Annotated in this window: 15 protein-coding genes; 8 read left to right on the forward strand and 7 right to left on the reverse strand. The window is 38.2% G+C overall.

Going from position 1 to position 17,188, the window contains the following annotated elements; all coding sequences use genetic code 11:
• Positions 1-144: 144 nt before the first annotated feature.
• The 4 genes from RT723_RS04700 to ilvC all read right to left on the reverse strand — a co-directional run bounded on the left by RT723_RS04700 (position 145) and on the right by ilvC (position 4,993).
• Positions 145-1,077, reverse strand: coding sequence for a branched-chain amino acid transaminase (locus RT723_RS04700; RefSeq protein ID WP_315946061.1), 933 nt, complete (start codon positions 1,075-1,077; stop codon positions 145-147).
• Positions 1,078-1,098: 21 nt separating this feature from the next.
• On the reverse strand, positions 1,099-1,446 hold the full coding sequence (locus RT723_RS04705; protein WP_216055341.1) for an ACT domain-containing protein: 348 nt from the start codon (positions 1,444-1,446) through the stop codon (positions 1,099-1,101).
• A gap of 9 nt (positions 1,447-1,455) precedes the next feature.
• Complete coding sequence (gene ilvG / locus RT723_RS04710; RefSeq protein WP_315946062.1) at positions 1,456-3,168, reverse strand: acetolactate synthase 2 catalytic subunit; 1,713 nt, start codon at positions 3,166-3,168, stop codon at positions 1,456-1,458.
• Positions 3,169-3,511: 343 nt separating this feature from the next.
• Positions 3,512-4,993, reverse strand: coding sequence for a ketol-acid reductoisomerase (gene ilvC / locus RT723_RS04715; protein WP_315946063.1), 1,482 nt, complete (start codon positions 4,991-4,993; stop codon positions 3,512-3,514).
• Between the two features lie 145 nt (positions 4,994-5,138).
• Here ilvC and ilvY point away from each other — a divergent pair, with 145 nt between their 5' ends.
• The 5 genes from ilvY (at position 5,139) to RT723_RS04740 (ending at position 11,835) form a co-directional block, all read left to right on the forward strand.
• Positions 5,139-6,020 carry an HTH-type transcriptional activator IlvY gene (gene ilvY, locus RT723_RS04720; RefSeq protein ID WP_315946064.1) on the forward strand — a complete coding sequence of 294 codons (882 nt, stop codon included), beginning with the start codon at positions 5,139-5,141 and terminating at the stop codon, positions 6,018-6,020.
• 126 nt (positions 6,021-6,146) lie between these two features.
• Positions 6,147-7,256, forward strand: a complete 1,110-nt coding sequence (locus tag RT723_RS04725) for an HD domain-containing phosphohydrolase (protein WP_315946065.1) — start codon at positions 6,147-6,149, stop codon at positions 7,254-7,256.
• Positions 7,257-7,501: 245 nt separating this feature from the next.
• Positions 7,502-8,818, forward strand: coding sequence for a conjugal transfer protein TraF (gene traF, locus RT723_RS04730; protein WP_216055336.1), 1,317 nt, complete (start codon positions 7,502-7,504; stop codon positions 8,816-8,818).
• Between the two features lie 13 nt (positions 8,819-8,831).
• Positions 8,832-10,760: a hypothetical protein gene (locus tag RT723_RS04735; protein ID WP_315946066.1), complete on the forward strand. Its 1,929-nt coding sequence runs from the start codon at positions 8,832-8,834 to the stop codon at positions 10,758-10,760.
• Positions 10,761-10,818: 58 nt separating this feature from the next.
• On the forward strand, positions 10,819-11,835 hold the full coding sequence (locus RT723_RS04740; protein WP_315946067.1) for a hypothetical protein: 1,017 nt from the start codon (positions 10,819-10,821) through the stop codon (positions 11,833-11,835).
• A gap of 83 nt (positions 11,836-11,918) precedes the next feature.
• Here RT723_RS04740 and RT723_RS04745 read toward each other — a convergent pair whose 3' ends face one another.
• The 3 genes from RT723_RS04745 to coaD are packed head-to-tail and all read right to left on the reverse strand — an operon-like array spanning position 11,919 to position 14,581.
• Complete coding sequence (locus tag RT723_RS04745) at positions 11,919-12,809, reverse strand: TraB/GumN family protein (protein ID WP_315946068.1); 891 nt, start codon at positions 12,807-12,809, stop codon at positions 11,919-11,921.
• A 4-nt stretch (positions 12,810-12,813) separates the two neighbouring features.
• A complete protein-coding gene (locus tag RT723_RS04750) occupies positions 12,814-14,049 on the reverse strand; it encodes a cystathionine gamma-synthase family protein (RefSeq protein ID WP_315946069.1) in 1,236 nt (411 codons plus the stop codon).
• Between the two features lie 49 nt (positions 14,050-14,098).
• Complete coding sequence (coaD, locus tag RT723_RS04755) at positions 14,099-14,581, reverse strand: pantetheine-phosphate adenylyltransferase (protein WP_216055458.1); 483 nt, start codon at positions 14,579-14,581, stop codon at positions 14,099-14,101.
• Between the two features lie 450 nt (positions 14,582-15,031).
• On the opposite strand from coaD, the gene RT723_RS04760 reads away from it, so the two are divergent.
• The 3 genes from RT723_RS04760 to RT723_RS04770 are packed head-to-tail and all read left to right on the forward strand — an operon-like array spanning position 15,032 to position 17,168.
• Positions 15,032-15,685, forward strand: coding sequence for a TetR/AcrR family transcriptional regulator (locus tag RT723_RS04760; protein WP_315946070.1), 654 nt, complete (start codon positions 15,032-15,034; stop codon positions 15,683-15,685).
• A gap of 8 nt (positions 15,686-15,693) precedes the next feature.
• Entirely contained in the window at positions 15,694-16,269 is a 576-nt protein-coding gene (locus tag RT723_RS04765; RefSeq protein WP_216055330.1) for a D-sedoheptulose-7-phosphate isomerase, read from the forward strand.
• A gap of 38 nt (positions 16,270-16,307) precedes the next feature.
• The gene (locus RT723_RS04770; protein ID WP_216055329.1) at positions 16,308-17,168 is read left to right on the forward strand and encodes a PA4780 family RIO1-like protein kinase; all 861 of its coding nucleotides are present in this window, start codon (positions 16,308-16,310) and stop codon (positions 17,166-17,168) included.
• Positions 17,169-17,188: the final 20 nt, after the last annotated feature.

Below are 17,188 nucleotides of genomic sequence, written 5' to 3' on the forward strand. Positions count from 1 at the left end.
TAATCTTTTAAAATCGTTATTAATCTATTTTCTAGAGGCATAAAAAAAGCCTCTGAACTCTTTGTATGTAAAAACGTTACAAAGAACAACAGAAGCTTTATCCCTGATTAATCAGGATACAAATAACCAGTGACGAATCTGGAGTTATTTTACTGGCGTTAACCAGTTATGCTTGTCTTCTGTTGTTCCGTTAAACAAGCCAAAGAATGCATCTTGAACTTGTTTAGTAATAGGTCCACGTGTACCTGAACCTACTGGTATACCGTCTACGCTGCGCACTGGTGTAACTTCAGCAGCAGTACCACACATTAATACTTCATCTGCTAAGTATAATGATTCACGTGGGATGTTTTGTTCTTGTACTGTGTAACCCATATCTTTTAATAACTTGATAATGGTGTCACGCGTTAAGCCAGGCAATATAGCGGCTGTGATAGGTGTTGTTGTTACCACTCCGTCGCGAATAACGAATAAATTTTCGCCTGCGCCTTCTGATACATAACCATGAATATCTAATGCGATACCTTCACCGTAACCGTGGCGACGTGCTTCCATCGAAATTAGTTGTGATGATAAGTAGTTACCACCTGCTTTAGCGCCCGTTGGCATTGTATTAGCCGCTAAACGATTCCAGCTAGAAACTCCAGCGTCAACGCCTTTTTCTAGCGCTTCTTCGCCCAAGTATGCACCCCACTCCATCGCTGCAACCATAACATCGGTTTCAGTGTTAAATGGAACCGCAAGACCTAAACCAATCTCGCCATAAAATGCAGCTGGACGTAAGTATGCTGATTTAAAACCGTTCTCTACAACCACGTCTTTTTGAGCTTGGTTTAGTTGCTCATGTGTATACGGGATTGTCATACGGTAAATTTTAGCAGAATCAAATAAACGACGAGTGTGATCGTCTAAACGAAAAATACACGTTCCTTTATCTGGAGTGTCATAAGCTCGCACGCCTTCAAATACTGAAGATCCGTAATGGATTGCATGGCTAAGCACATGAACTTTTGCGTCTGCAAAAGGAATTAATTTACCGTTAAACCAAATTTTCTCTGCTGATGATGGAAGTGCCATTCTATATTTTCCTCTACGAGCCTAACCAACTGCTTGTTGTTGGGCTGTGTTACCTATGAAGGGGTTAATCATACTGGAAAACCCCATTTCTAATAAAGTCGCCAATTTTGCCTTATCGTCGGTCAAATAGCACTGCTGCACGTCAATTATGGTTTCTAAACTTTTCTTTAAGGTTGTCAGCTTTGCTTGACCTTTTACTAAAAAGTTAACTTCAGCGTCGCCACTTTCTAAGTTATTAGAACTCATATTTAACACTTGAAACCCTCGATATCGAACGGTCTGTAATAAACGTTCTAATAATATTGGATTTGCCGTACATATCAGAGATAGATGGGCTATTGGTGTTTCATTGTGATTGTTGTTGGTCATAATTAGCTCCTAGCCCACGATGTCTGAAGTTGGTTGATTGTCGATCATATCTTGATTTGCCGCACCTGGTGGTACTAGCGGCCATACATTATCTTGTGCATCAATTTTAACGTGTAAAATATAAGCTCCGTCAAATTCAATAAAGTCTTTTAACGCCTGTGATACTTCACTTGGTTTAGAGATTGTTTTACCTGGAATATTAAAGGCAGACGCTAATTGAACAAAATCAGGGTTGTCTGATAAATCCGTTTCGCTTAAACGATGATCAAAGAATAACTCTTGCCACTGTTTAACCATGCCTAATTTAGCGTTATCCACTAATAGGATTTTTACACCTAAATTAAAACGTTTAATCGTGCCCAACTCTTGAATATTCATCATGATTGAGCCATCTCCACAAACCGCAATCACTTGATCATTGGGGCGTGCGACTTTTGCTCCGATAGCAACCGGTAACCCAAATCCCATGGTGCCAGCCCCACCTGAACTTAAATGATTTTTACAATCATCAAACTTCATATGTTGTGCAACCCACATTTGGTGTTGTCCAACATCGCAGGTGATCACCGTAGAACTTGGCATGATATTCGATAATTCATTTAACAAGGCTGGGGCATATATTCCTTGAGCTGGGCAGTTATAATCCCATTGATGTTGCTGCTTTAATTGAGCACATTCATCACGCCACCCTTGCCATTGCTGTTTGTCTTTGGCATCTAATAATGAAAACTGATGTTCAATAGCTGGTAATGCAGTCTCTAAACCACAAGTTATTGCTAATTCAACCTGGCGTAATTTATTTAACTCTGAATTATCAACATCGATATGTAGAACTTTTGCTTTGGCAGCAAAGCTAGATAGTTTACCGGTTACCCGATCATCAAAACGCGCGCCTAAGGCAATCAGTAAATCACATTCCTGCACCGCTAAATTTGCAGCGCCATTACCGTGCATGCCCAACATTCCCATAAAATGTGGATAGGTCGATGAGATAGCACCAATGCCTTTTAATGTTGTCACTGCAGGTAATTGAGTATGTGATAACAATGCATTTAAATGTTTTGATACGGCAGCCATATCAACCCCACCGCCTATATAAAACATTGGTTTTTTTGCATTCAAGATTAACGACTTAGCGGTTTCAAATTGATCTTGTGCGGTTGCTGCAGCTTGCGGTTCTGGCAAATTAACGGCGATCTGTTTGATCACATTATTCATTTGCACATCTTTAGGGATATCGATTAATACTGGACCTGGACGGCCTTCGTTTGCAATACGAAATGCTTGATTAATGGTGTCTTCTAATTCTGACTGATCCATGACTTGGAAGCTGTGTTTACAACTTGCTAACGACAACCCAAAAACGTCTAATTCTTGAAATGCATTTGTGCCCATTAATGGACGAGGAACTTGACCTGTAATAGCAACTACTGGCACTGAGTCTAATTTAGCATCTGCTAGGGCTGTGATTAAATTTGTTGCCCCAGGACCTGATGTAGCAATACATACTCCAGTCTTTCCAGTTGAGCGAGCAAAACCAACGGCAGCAAATCCGGCACCTTGTTCGTGGCGACATAAATAGTGTTTGATAGGGACATTACGTTCGTAGCTGCGGAATAGGGCATCATAGACTGGCATTATGGTTCCACCTGGATAGCCAAACACCTCAGTAACCCCTTGTTTATAAAGGGTATCTATAATTAAATCTGCGCCTATTTTCATCTTTGTTCCAACCGTTAGTTTAGATACCTAAAAGGTATTGTCTAACCCGGTTATAAGTTCAGGCGTAGTAACAAAAAACCCCGAACTTGGTATCCGGGGTTTTGAACATTATGAATTTAGCTCAACAAAAACCCCGACGTGAAATAATCACGACGACGTTAATAATTAGAAGAGCTTTGTTTAAATTCATAATACCAATATTTATTAGTTTGTTACTTCGTCGTTCATCAATACTGAACAATGAAGAAAGTGTTATTTATTAATACTTGCTGTGCCTTTTCAAGTCAATCAATAAGCTAAATAACACTTAGTCCATTTGGTTATAACCAAATTTATTCAGTTATTAAACTGTTTGAATTTTCTTCATGTCAGTCATGTAACCACGCAGTTCTTGACCCGTCCATTCTACTGGATGGTTTCTTAAAGCGTCATTTATTTGTACTAACAGTTTGTTATCAACTGCATTATCGATATCAGTGATGCCTTTACCAATTAAATCAGTACCTATACTTGGCATTACTTTTTCACGTAATAACGGAATAGCAGCATTAGCAAATAAGTAGTTACCGTACTCAGCGGTATCTGAAATAACCACGTTCATTTCGTATAAACGTTTACGTGCAATTGTATTAGAGATTAACGGCGTTTCATGTAACGACTCGTAGTAAGCAGATTCTGGTAATATTCCCGCTTCAACCATTACTTCAAACGCTAGTTCAACACCGGCTCTGATACATGCAACTAAGAAAATACCTTTGTCGAAGAACTCTTGTTCTGTGATGGTGTTAGGAACCTGAGGTGATTGCTCAAATGCAGTCTGTCCCGTTTCTTCACGCCATTTTAATAAGTTCGCGTCGTTGTTGTTCCAATCCGCCATCATGGTTCTAGAGAATTCGCCACTGATTATGTCATCTTGATGTTTTTCAAATAAGGGACGCATTAACTCTTTAAGCTCTTCTGAAAGACCAAACGCTTTTACTTTAGCTTGGTTTGATAAACGATCTAACATGTGGCTAACACCACCTACTTTCATCGCTTCAGTGATAACTTCTAGACCGTATTGAATTAAGTTAGCGGCATAACCTTCGTCAATACCTTCTGCAACCATTTTTTCATAAGCAACGACAGCTGCTGCTTGTTGCATACCACATAAAATGGTTTGCTCACCCATAAGGTCAGATTTAACTTCAGCAACAAAAGAAGACTCAAGTACACCGGCTCTATCACCACCAGTTGCAGACGCTAATGCTTTAGCGATATCCCAACCTTTATCTTCAGGATCATTAGCCGCATGAACTGCAATTAGTGTTGGCACACCAAAGCCACGTTTGTACTCTTCGCGTACTTCTGTACCTGGGCATTTTGGTGCACACATCACAACGGTGATGTCTTCACGGATTTCTTTGCCTTCTTCAACGATATTAAAACCGTGTGAGTAACCTAGTGTTGCCCCTTTTTTCATTAATGGCATGACGGCATCAACAACGGCTGAATGTTGTTTGTCTGGCGTTAAGTTATAAACTAAATCTGCAGAAGGGATTAATTGTTCATACGTACCAACAACAAATCCATTTTCTGATGCACGCACAAATGAATCACGTTTTTCGTCAATTGCAGCTTGGCGTAATGCGTAAGAAACGTCTAAACCCGAATCACGCATGTTTAAACCTTGGTTTAAACCTTGTGCGCCACAACCAACAATGACAATTTTTTTACCTTTGAGGGCATCACATCCTGCGTCAAATTCATTGCGCTCCATAAAACGACAAACGCCTAATTGAGCTAGTTGCTCACGTAAAGGTAATGTATTGAAATAATTAGCCATGGGTATTCCTTAATATTTGCGCTATTCGCAATAGTTTTTTCTGTTGACTGGACTATATGTGTTATCAATAATTGCGTAAATTGATATATACTCAATCTAGCATTGCGATTAATGAAATATGAAACGTTAGGGATTTCCGTTAGCCATGGATTTAAAAGAACTCAAAGCCTTTTTACACTTATGTCAAAGTAAACACTTTGCAACCACTGCTGAAGCTATGTATTTAAGCCCATCGACACTCAGTCGTTTAGTACAACGATTAGAAGTTGAGATCGGTGAACCTTTGTTTATTAGAGATAATAGAAAGGTGGAGCTTACACAGGCAGGAGTGAAGACTCGAGAATTTGCGGCTTCTACTATTACTGAATGGCATAACTTGCAACAAAGCTTAAAACAAAAAAGTGAACAATTAACGGGAAGCTTACGAATATTTTGTACCGTTACGGCCGCTTATGAGTTTCTGCCTTCTTTAATTGAAACATTTTCAATCTCACATCCATTCGTTGACCTTAAAATAACCACAGGTGATGCCGCTAAAGCGCTTGCTGAAATTGATAGTGGTGAAGCGGATATTGCGATTGCTGTGTTAAAAGATGGTCATTCAAGTAAATATTTTTTCCAATCTATTGCTGAAGTGCCATTAAAAATAATAGGGCCAAATGATAATAGTGAGCTTGCTTTATTATGTCAGAATCCAGAAGTTAACTGGAATGAATTACCTATAGTAATGCCAGAGTCGGGCCCGATACGTTATAAGTTTGAAAAGTGGCTAAAAGCCATGTCCATTAAACCCAATATTTACGCCAGCGTTTCTGGTCATGAAGCATTAGTGAGTATGGCAGCCTTGGGGTGTGGTATCACTATAGCACCACAATTAGTGATTGATGCTAGCCCAGTGAAAAGTAAAATTTTCGAACTCAGACCAAACATAAACCCTGAACCTTTTAATTTAGGTATTTGTTGTCAAAGCAGTAAGAAAACAGCTCCAATCGTGTCTGCCTTTATATTATCGGCAAATCAGTCGTAAATGACTTAAAAAATATTAAAAAGCAACTTCATGATTTTACGCAATATTTGTTGATAAATTTAAGCAGAGATCAATTACATGCTCTAGTATTAGTGAAATACAATTACGATACAGGGCATGACAATAATGGCGATATTCACACTTCCTGATTTAGAAATGGATATGTTAAATGATCTAATGGATGAGATTAATCAACTCTATGAAGAAAGTGAAACCACCTTAATTGAGTTAGAATTAAAACCTAATGATATAGAATTACAACGTTCATTATTCCGCGCCATTCACACAATCAAGGGTGATTTAGGTTTGGTGATGTTTAGTCCGATTATCCCCCTTGTATCTCACGTCGAAGACCTTTTAGATTTTTTAAGAAAAGGGAAAGTTACTTACACCAGTATAATGAGTGATTTAGTGTTATTAACCATGGATAGGGTTAAGGTTTTTGTTGAGACAGTGATTAACCAAGGCAAAGTTGAATATGACGAAGTACTTTATATAAACCTTGGAGCTCAGGTTGCAAAAGTAAATCCAGACAATCCACAACTACATGAGAAGTTATTAACCAAAGCCGTACTATTATTAGACCCAACTTTAGAGGTAGATGACGAGGACAAAGAACCTCAAGAGTTACCTGAAGTCGCCAAACGTTTTGATGTTGAATTAAAGGATGACTTAACTTTTTTCAGAGAAGTGATGCAACCTATTGAACGTCGTTCACGATATTGGGCGGGCAAAGGCGTACGTATAGCAAAAATGTGCCAATACATTAATGAAGTTGCAGGGAATACAATTCCTGAGGAGCAACTTATTGCAGCTTGTTACGTACATGATTTTGGAATGGCTTTCGTAAATCATGAGCTATTACACAAACCTGATGGACTCACCACTCAAGAAAAGATGGTGATTAACGATCATGTTTATGGCAGTACACAACTACTTAAAAATCTGTCTAGATGGCAATACGCCCTTAAAATAGTGATGCAACATCATGAACGTTGTAATGGCTCGGGTTATCCATTAGGGCTTAAAGATGAAGAGATTTGTGATGGCGCTAAATTATTGGCGATCGTGGATAGCTTTGAAGCGTTAACGCATGAACGCGCGCAAAGCACACATGTTAAGCGCCCTATCAGGCGTGCCGTGTTACAACTTAATGCTGAAGCTGACGGTTTGTTCTGTCCAATTTGGATGGGCCACTTCAATACAGCAATGATGAAACTGATATCAAAGAATTAGTTTATATTATTGATAAATATACGTTTCACTAACAGGAAAAATTAAATTTTTTCATTTATAGAATAAAAAATAAGCTTATAAAACATAGCTCAATATAATAATAAGTATTATATTATGTAATATAATATATTAGTCACACTTTTCTGTTAATTGTTTGTACCTAACAATCAACTAAATATTTAGACTTATATGATCTGTCTTAAAATTATTAAACTAGCTATCATTTAGTTAAAAAGGAGCTTTAAATGAAACTACGCCTTGCCATTTTAGCGGCTATCATTTCCTCAAGTGCCAATGCTGCGGATTCAGTATCTCAGCCGCTTGGATCCTCAACTACATTAGGTTCCGCTACTAATGTTTGGTCATTATCCTCATCCAATAACAATCCTGCAGCCGCATTTATGATGGTTGGGAAAGGCGATAAAACGCGTTTCGGGATTTTAACAAGCTTGTCAGGTGGTTATGAATTGGGTGCCGTTGATGAAATCCAAGACAAAATTGAAGAGTTGGATGATAAATTAGATTCAATTGAAGATAACTTAAGCGATGCGCTTGATTTACAAGATGATTTTAATGAATTACTTGCTGAATTAGGCGAAAATGCGTCTTTAAAAATAATGGCAGGCGGTAATATACCACTATTACCATTCATATATAAAACGGATAATTACGGCGCTTTTACTTTCTCTGCTGATGTTTCCACTATGGGGTCGGGTCAAGTACTAAGTGATAACGCATCGTTAATCTTAAACCCATTAACCGCAGAGTTTCAATTAAATACCGCGACTTCCATTTATGTGAAAAACTTTTTAGATGTAAAAGCGTCAATTGGTTACAGTAATGAATTTTATTCAAGTGATGCTGGTACTTTTTTAGCAGGAGCACGTGCTAACTTTCATCAAATAACACTAGGTAAAAGTGTTTTAGCACTTTCCGCTCTTAGTGGTGATGAAGTGGATGACGCCATTCAAGGTGAAGTTGAAGACAACCAAAATACAACAACCGCAGCAAGTTTTGACTTAGGTTTCATCTGGACCGCGACACATTATCAACTGGGTGTTTCTGTTGATAATGTTAATGAACCGACCTTTGATTATAAATCTGTGGGTACCAATTGTTCTGCAATACCGAGTGATGCCGCTCATGAAGTTGAGCAAATTAACTGCTTTGCTGCTGCTAGTTTTGCTAGCCAAGGTTTAATTAATAAAGATGAAACCCATACGTTATCGCAACAAACTACAGTAGAAGCGTCGTTGTTTAGCGAAAATAAAAGTTGGAATGTGTCGGCATCGTATGATGTTAACTCAGTCAATGATGCGTTGGGAGATTTATATCAATGGAGTAGCGTATCAGCTCAAATACATCCTGATTGGTGGTTGATTTCAGGTTTACGTGGCGGTTACCGCAAAAACATGGTTGGCTCTGAGCTAAGTTATGCAAGTGTTGGCGCTACTTTCTTAAAAGGAATTAATTTTGATGTTTCTTACGGTTTAGAAAGTGTGGGCGATACTGATGCACCACGTAGCTTATATTTATCACTTGGTATTGAAACCTCATTTTAATTAGGAGTCGAAAATGAAATTTATTAAAACATTATTAGCAAGCAGCATAAGTTTATTGTTGCTTGGTGCAGCAGGTTGTAGCGACAACACAACCCAAGATACACAGCAAGAAGATGCAACAAGTTTCACCGGTTTAGTTATTGACGGCCGAATTGCTCGGGGATTCGTATGGATTGATACCGATGATGATGGCATTATCGATACGCATGAACCATACGCCTATACCGACCAAAATGGGTATTTTAGTTATAGCCCACTCACCAATACCGATTATTGTGAGGATGTAAACCATCAGTACTGTTTGAAAACGGGCATGGTTGAAGGTGACTTTATTATTCGAATCGCGGGCGGTGTTGATTTATCAACAGGCGAACCGTTTTATGGTGTAATGAAGTTGCAAGGCAACACAAATGATGCCAAAGAAGTGGAACAACAAGTATTAGAAATTACCACAAGCAGTGACAGTAAACCCGGATTTTTGCCTGTTATTTCACCATTAACCACACTTGTTGGAAGCTTAACAGATGCCGAAAAAGCAGAACTATTGACCAAAATAGGCATTACTGATGTTGATGAATTTAATGTAGAAGATTTATTAAAATTAGATTTTACCGACTTTACTGAAGAAGTAGATGACGAATCAACAGCAAGTGCAAAATCTCATACGCGTCTTAAAGGCGCAGCATCACAACAGACATTAACCAATATCAATACTTTTGCCTCTGCGGTTCAATATCAGAAAACCGTTGATACTATTACTAGTATGCTTGAAGGTTATTTGGATAACCAAGGGGTTGATTTAACAACGGATATAGATGGAAATACTGGTATCGGGTCATTGTCAGGTTTAGTGTCAGATGCATTAAATGAATACATTGCAACTTATGAAGAAAGTGATGTATCTAATCTTAGCAACTCAAAGTCTAATCGCGTTAGCATATATAATATATCATTATCTGATTACCAATTTGTATTAGAGAGATCTCTTCAACCTATTCGTTTATACTATCCAATAATCCCTATAGAAATTCCTCTTAATCGAACAATTGAACGATATCGTTCTGTTACTTCAAGTCTGGATACTTTATTCAACAATAGATTACGTAACGTTAATACTGTTGAAGATTTTAATGCTGGTTTAATAAGTACACAAACGTTAACAACCACAGTCAGAGAAGTCTCTGAACAGTTATCTACTGATACTGGCGATTCGGAAAATACAGCCTTAAATACAGTTAATAATGTAGCTACCCAAGTTCAATCACCTGAGTTTATTGATGCGATTAAAACTGTTGGAAGTAACAATCAAACGATTGATGTTAAGCAACTGTCTGATGATTTGACAAACGGTAACTCAGTAACGGACTCAGTAGCAAACTCAACTCTAGCAGAAGCTCCACAAGCGGGTGAACCTGGTATATGGGCTCAACGAGTATTGTCCATGTCTGGTAAGTCTGAAGATGGTGAACGTGGTCGAGTCATGTTCTTCTTTGGTGGTGATGATACTAGTAGCACAGAGGGTGATGTGTCGGTTTGTTACGCATATAACGCCAACAATAATGATGATGATATTACATCGGTGTTATTAAAAGGGACATGGCAAGAGCTTAACTCACGCGGCATAGTCCAAGTAAATCAAGACTTAGTTAGCTTTACAATTAAAGCTTCCAAACAGGCTATAATTCCAGTTGCAGAGCAAGATTCGTATTTAGGATTAGGCAGTGGCACTGGGCCAGATCCTGATATTAAGTATGGACACTTACGTTTTGTTAACGATGGAAAATCAGAAATATGGTTCTCTGATGTGGCAGTAGAAGATGCAACAAACACAAGAGACTTTGGGTTGCTTGAGTCGGCTAATATTCCGACTACGGCAGCGCAATGTGAAAGTTTTGAAGTTAATGGCATCCCTAACGCATTACATAAAAACTTAGGCTTTTAAGCACAAATGAACAGAACAAGGCTACCTTTTGGTAGCCTTTTTAATGAAGGAAATATATATGTTCAAAAAGTTATTGATACTTGGACTGGGAGTTGGTTCATTTTTAGCTCATTCAGAAGTGAATAACAGAGCTTATTCATATATAGGTTTTGGTATTGGTGAATTGTCATATAAAGAGAGTGGCACTCTGTCCAGCGGATTACAGTTTGAAACCACGCCTACTACCACTAATATATTTAACTATTCTGGGGGCTATACACCAATTAATAAACATGCTGGTTTTTATATTAATACGGTCAGTACGTTATCTTCATCCACTACGGATGAATATTGGACAGCCAATGGCTCCGTTACCAATGGTAATATCACCAATAGCGTTGATGGGATTTACCAAAAAAACGCGACATCTTCTACCCATAATGAGCTTGATATTTTTCTAGGTTATCTAATAGCTCCAGGACATCAAATTATTGCTGGTGGTAGTTATACTCGCACCTTAATGGATAGAAATAGCTTTGATAACGGCAGTTCTTTAGATGATTTCAACCGTGCACACTTAACGCCTTCTATTGGTAGTTTTGATATAGCCGGTTCTGGTGCGGTAGACGTTAATGAAAATGGTACCTTAGAACTAGATGAGTTAATTGCCACCTATGGTGTAAATCCAGCACAAAGCATCGTGAATTTTACCGAAACCTTTACGTCCGTGGTGTTGCAGGCAGGTTATATTTATGATTCTAGGTTTGCCACAAGAGATCTCGGTTTACGTTGGTTAGGTGGTGTGATTGTTGGTTTACCGGCCTATTATGATGTTGTAAATACATCTAATCCAACCTTGTCATTCTCGGATAGTTTTTCTGGCTTTAACATTAAATCTTACATAGGCGCGGGTTGGCGCTTTACTAAAAGCTTTGGTGTTGTTGCTAAAATGGATTACTATTTTAGACAAAGAGACGAAGTCGCTGTCGATATTGGTTTCAGTGATGAATTGCAAAGAAATCGATCTGCGATCATCCCAGAAAATGAAATCCAATATTGGAATGCAAGTGTTACCGCATTTTGGAACTTTGACTAATTGTTTTATTGACGTATAAACAGTCAAAAATGGGCATTTATATGCCCATTTTTATTGTTAATCTTAGTCAATCGCGGTTAACCCTAATAGCCATTCGGAGCCGTTAGTTCAAATTTATCTTTTAATAACAAAGGCAAACCCTTGTCACCGACAAAATGTAAAGTTCCAACTGCGACGAGAACTTTTTGTTGATTTAACACAGGTTCTAATTCAGAGACCCAATTATGGTTACGGTTAATGAGTAATATTTGCTCAGCTGCAGCGTCAAACTTACTGGTCCCTAACGTGTCTCTATAAATTTTTTCAAATACTTGCATATCACCGTTATGCCAAGCTGTAATCATGACTTGTGGTAAGTCACTAAAGTGTTTGATTTCCGATAACGTATCTAGAATTAAATCGTCATTGGTTACTTCTGGAAACTGCTCTATTATTTGATTGAAAAAATTAATTTGTTGATGGTAGGTCTCTAAACCAACTACTTTTTTACCTTGCTGTAAGGCATACTTTTGAACTTGGTTATCAATACCATTTTCAGCATTCAATCCTAATTTTGCATATGACATTTGAACCATAGACAATGCTACTAACCATGGTTTAAAGTGGGAAAACTGCTCTATATTGACACCATAGTTAGCAAAGTATTGTTGCGCTTGTTTATAAACTGGTTCTGACAAAGTCTGTTTTAACGTGACCTCCGCTGGTAATGATGCGTATTGCATTAATATTCTTTGTTGATCGGACGGAGAGACCCGCGACAAATCAGTTTCAATTATGACGATATCAACACTATCAATTGCCATTTTAATACTGCTAGGAAGTGTGGATAAACTGTCATCACCTAAATGAATCGTACCTAACAGCCAATCATCTCCTCCTGACTGTTTATTACTCCATAAAGGCTCAGCATTCACATTTAATATAAGCCCGAGTAATAAAACGGCAGTTACCCTAATCCTTTGGTAAGTTTTCATAAAATTAACAACTCATTAATGCTTGTTCAAAATCTGAGAGCAGATCACCTATATCTTCAATCCCAACAGACATACGGATCATGTTTTCACTGATCCCCGCTTTTTGACGATTTTCTAATCCCATTTCATAAAAGATAGTTTGCGCTACAGGTAAAGCTAACGTTCGATTGTCACCTAAATGGGTGGCTGAAATGACTAAGTTTAATTCAGTGAGGAGTTTTACAGGATCAATCCCTGCTATTGGGTCAAAGCTAATGATAGCGCCAAATGTCTTAAAGTACTTTTTTGCATCAAGGTGCTGAGGGTGAGACTCTAATCCTGGATAATAGACCTTGGCTATTTTGTCATGATCATTTAAATATTGAGCTAACTGCATGGCATTATCGCAGGCTCTTTCTAAGCGTAATGACATAGTTTCGGCGCCAAGCGCAATTAAATGAGCTGAGTCAGAAGACAAACATCCTCCTAAATCCCGTAACCCTTTTTTCTTAATTTGAGTTAAAGCTTGAGCGTGAGCTGGCTGCTGCCTAAAACTATCTAATATGTTGTCAAAGTTAGTCCAGTCGTAGTTGCCTGTGTCGATAACAGCGCCCGCGGTCACTGTACCGTGACCACCGACATATTTCGTTAACGATGTCGTAATTAAACTAGCGCCTACCTCTTTAGCCTTAAATAGATAACTAGGCGTCATGGTATTATCAACGATATACACTAAGTTGTGTTGTTGGCATAACTGACCAATGCCATCTAAGTCTGCAATTTGAGTAACCGGGTTTGCAATTGTTTCCGTAAATACCATTTTGGTATTGGGTTGAATAGCACTCTGCACCAATTGAGCATTGGTCACATCTACTTGAGTAACTTCAACACCAAAACGTTTTAATGTGCCTAATACACTTGGGGTATTACCAAATAAGAATTGGCTCGCAATAATGTGGTCCCCTGCGTTTAACAAAGTGAAAAAGGTGGTTGTGATGGCCGACATGCCAGAAGCAAATACTAAACACCCTACTCCATTTTCCATATCGTTAACCATTGACTGTAATGCATCGGTGGTAGGTGTAGATTGGCGTGCATATGCGTGGCCAGCTTGTTTACCTTGGAATATATCCACTAAATCTTGTGGGTTTTCATAACCAAATAATACGGAATTAACGACGGGATAATGCACTGCGCCGCTGTCAGGGTTAAGTTTACGATCTGCATGGACAATATTAGTAGTGAATTGCGTTTTACTCATTGGAAATGACCTTGTTAACAACTGTGTTGATTTTTACTTAAGCATGACGTTATTTGTTAAATTTTTGCACTAATGCATCGGCCACTAATGGCGGTACAAACAAGGATACATCACCATGATGCGCGGCAACATCTCTGACGATGGTCGATGAAATATGGGCATGTTCGTGACTTGGTGTTAATAATACACTCTCTAATTCTGAATATAAGGTACGGTTTACACTGGCAAGTTGATATTCGTACTCAAAATCTGCAACCGCACGCACGCCTCGTATCAAAACTTTTGCGTCTTTTTCTTTGGCATAATCGGCAAGTAGTCCAGTGAACCCTTCCACGGTTACATTAGGTACATCGATTAATGAGGCTTTAGCCATTTCAACTCTTTCTTGTAAATCAAATAATGGTTTTTTACGAGAACTAGTCGCAATCGCTAATACCACATGTTCAAATAATTTAGCCGACCGTTTAACTAAATCGATATGCCCATTGGTAATGGGATCAAAAGTACCGGGATAAATCGCTTTTACCATTATATTTGCTCTTAACATTGCTGAATTTGAGGTTAAATTGATTACTAATCACCCCGTGATTGGTAACAAATTTAGGATGAGGAACAATAACATGTATAGTTTAATTTGTGATATGGAATTACACAATCAGATTATCCCCCATAGACATGCAGTGTTTTTGGTTAAATAAACCGAATGATAAACCGCAGTTAAAATGACCATGAGCCTTTATTTAATGGGCTTAATCGTTGATTAATATTAGTTATTTTTTATTCGTTATTAATTCCATACAAACCATCGGGTTTTGATTAAAAGAATATTAATAGAGCTATTGATCTAAATTCACTAAACATACACAATGCTGTGTTAACCCAAATAAAAAGCTTAGTGACGGGCTGGTATTGATTCAATGCGGTATCACTAAATGGAACTTGATGATCAAGTATTTCCTGTACTAGTAACAGAGTTAAAAAAATGAAAACTAAAGATAGAATTATAGAAGCAAGCATAGAGCTATTTAATAGCCAAGGTGAACGTAATGTCACTACCAATCACATCGCTTCACACTTAAATATCAGTCCTGGTAATTTGTATTACCATTTCCGAAACAAAGAAGAAATTATTCGTCATATATTTACCAAATACGCTGACCATATGGCGGTTTCTTTTGAGCCGGTAAAACCAAGTCAAGATGCGGTTAAAATATTAACTAATTATCTAGATGCTGTATTTAGTGCGTTATATCACTTCAATTTTTTATACGACAACCTGCCAGTTATCATGGCTCGCGACCCTGAATTAAGAACTCAATTTGGTCAAATTCACAATAAAATGATGGAAAAAATTCATCATTTAATCGTCAGTTTACAAGTGGCAGAAGTGATCAATATGGATACAAACGATATTGATGATTTGGCAAATATTATTAAACAGCAAGTTACTTTCTGGATTAGTTATTGTAAAACAAGTTCAGACAATGCTGATGTGACCGATGAATTGATATACAACGGTCTATTAAAAGTTATTTTGTTATTTAAACCTTATGTAACCGCAGATTACAAAGATACCATTAATGATATCTCAGCCCAGTATCGTGCCCTTGCTGAAGGCAAAGCGGTTGATGAATAGGAGTTTCCATGTTTGATTTAAAACAATGTTACGCAGACAACCTTAAACAACATTTAGAATTGTTTAATGCAATGGAAAAATACCTTCCTGTTGCAGAAACCTTAGCTATTGAATGTTTTGATGCATTAGGAAAAGGCGGAAAAATCGTATTTTTTGGTAACGGTGGCAGCGCCGCAGACAGCCAACATTTAGCCGCTGAATTTGTTGTTCGTTTCAAAAAGGAACGTCGTGCATTAGCTTCTATGGCATTAACAACAGATACATCTATCCTTACGGCTCACGCTAATGACTACCATTTTGATACTGTTTTTGCTCGCCAAGTAGAAGCGTTAGTTAAACCTGAAGATGTGGTTATTGGTTTAACAACTTCTGGTACGAGTGCCAATATAAACTTAGCGCTTGAAGCGGCTAATGACATTGGTGCATATACCGTTGCTCTTACGGGTCGTGATGGTGGTCAAGTGAAAGACATAGCCAAGTTACCGATTATAATCGAGAATAATATTACCGCACGTATCCAAGAAGCTCATATGTTTATCGGTCACTGGTTATGTGAAGCTATTGACGAACTGGTAACTCAATAATTGAACTCAATTTTTAGCGTAATTTCAGGCAGCTCATTATGAAGATCCCTCAGCGTCTACAGCCTTTAGTCGAAGATGGTTTGGTTGATGAAGTGATCAGCCAATTAATGAGTGGCAAAGAAGCTACTGTTTATATGGTAAGCACGGGCGATCATATTCAATGTGCCAAAGTTTATAAAGAAGCCAACAAGCGTAGTTTTAAAAAAGCGGCCCAATATCAAGAAGGCCGTAAAGGTCGAAATAGTCGTCGTTCTCGTGCGATGGAGAAAGGATCTAAGTTTGGTCGTAGCCAACAAGAAGAGTCTTGGCACAATGCGGAAGTGGATGCTTTATTTAAATTAGCTGACGCTGGTGTTCGTGTTCCAAAACCATATGGTTGTTACGACGGTGTGTTATTAATGGAGTTGGTGGTTGATGCCGATGGCGATGTTGCACCTCGTTTAAACGATATCACTATGTCTGGCGAAGAAGCGCTTAAACAACACACCGAATTAATGATCCATGTTCAGCGTATGTTATGTGCTGGTATTGTGCATGGAGATTTATCCGAGTTTAATATTTTGGTTGATAAACACGGTCCAGTGATTATTGATTTGCCGCAAGCGGTTGATGCCGCAGCAAATAATAACGCCAAAAAAATGTTAATTCGTGATGTAGAGAACGTCACTAATTATTATGCACAGTATGAACCCAGCCTAAGCAAAACACGTTTTGCATTAGAAATGTGGGCATTGTATGAAGCGGGGGATTTATTACCAGATACCCCACTCACTGGCGAATATATCGATACTTCTGGTGCTGCCGATGTGGATTCTGTTTTACAAGAAATATCCGCTGCATTTGAAGAAGAGCAAGAACGTTTAGACCGAATTCAATCGGCTAACGCCACGGAAGAATAACCTCTAGCGTTGTTGCAAAT

The sequence above is a fragment of the Psychrosphaera aquimarina genome (assembly GCF_032461525.1).
Lineage (GTDB): Bacteria > Pseudomonadota > Gammaproteobacteria > Enterobacterales > Alteromonadaceae > Psychrosphaera > Psychrosphaera aquimarina.

Excerpts from the sequence above, each read along its gene's own strand:
- RT723_RS04705 (WP_216055341.1), bottom strand. The coding sequence starts at position 1,446 with ATGACCAACAACAATCACAATGAAACACCAATAGCCCATCTATCTCTG.
- RT723_RS04740 (WP_315946067.1), top strand. The coding sequence starts at position 10,819 with ATGTTCAAAAAGTTATTGATACTTGGACTGGGAGTTGGTTCATTTTTA.
- RT723_RS04745 (WP_315946068.1), bottom strand. The coding sequence starts at position 12,809 with ATGAAAACTTACCAAAGGATTAGGGTAACTGCCGTTTTATTACTCGGG.
- RT723_RS04750 (WP_315946069.1), bottom strand. The coding sequence starts at position 14,049 with ATGAGTAAAACGCAATTCACTACTAATATTGTCCATGCAGATCGTAAA.
- RT723_RS04770 (WP_216055329.1), top strand. The coding sequence starts at position 16,308 with ATGAAGATCCCTCAGCGTCTACAGCCTTTAGTCGAAGATGGTTTGGTT.
- RT723_RS04725 (WP_315946065.1), top strand. The coding sequence starts at position 6,147 with ATGGCGATATTCACACTTCCTGATTTAGAAATGGATATGTTAAATGAT.
- ilvY (WP_315946064.1), top strand. The coding sequence starts at position 5,139 with ATGGATTTAAAAGAACTCAAAGCCTTTTTACACTTATGTCAAAGTAAA.
- RT723_RS04735 (WP_315946066.1), top strand. The coding sequence starts at position 8,832 with ATGAAATTTATTAAAACATTATTAGCAAGCAGCATAAGTTTATTGTTG.
- traF (WP_216055336.1), top strand. The coding sequence starts at position 7,502 with ATGAAACTACGCCTTGCCATTTTAGCGGCTATCATTTCCTCAAGTGCC.
- RT723_RS04765 (WP_216055330.1), top strand. The coding sequence starts at position 15,694 with ATGTTTGATTTAAAACAATGTTACGCAGACAACCTTAAACAACATTTA.
- ilvC (WP_315946063.1), bottom strand. The coding sequence starts at position 4,993 with ATGGCTAATTATTTCAATACATTACCTTTACGTGAGCAACTAGCTCAA.
- RT723_RS04760 (WP_315946070.1), top strand. The coding sequence starts at position 15,032 with ATGAAAACTAAAGATAGAATTATAGAAGCAAGCATAGAGCTATTTAAT.
- ilvG (WP_315946062.1), bottom strand. The coding sequence starts at position 3,168 with ATGAAAATAGGCGCAGATTTAATTATAGATACCCTTTATAAACAAGGG.
- RT723_RS04700 (WP_315946061.1), bottom strand. The coding sequence starts at position 1,077 with ATGGCACTTCCATCATCAGCAGAGAAAATTTGGTTTAACGGTAAATTA.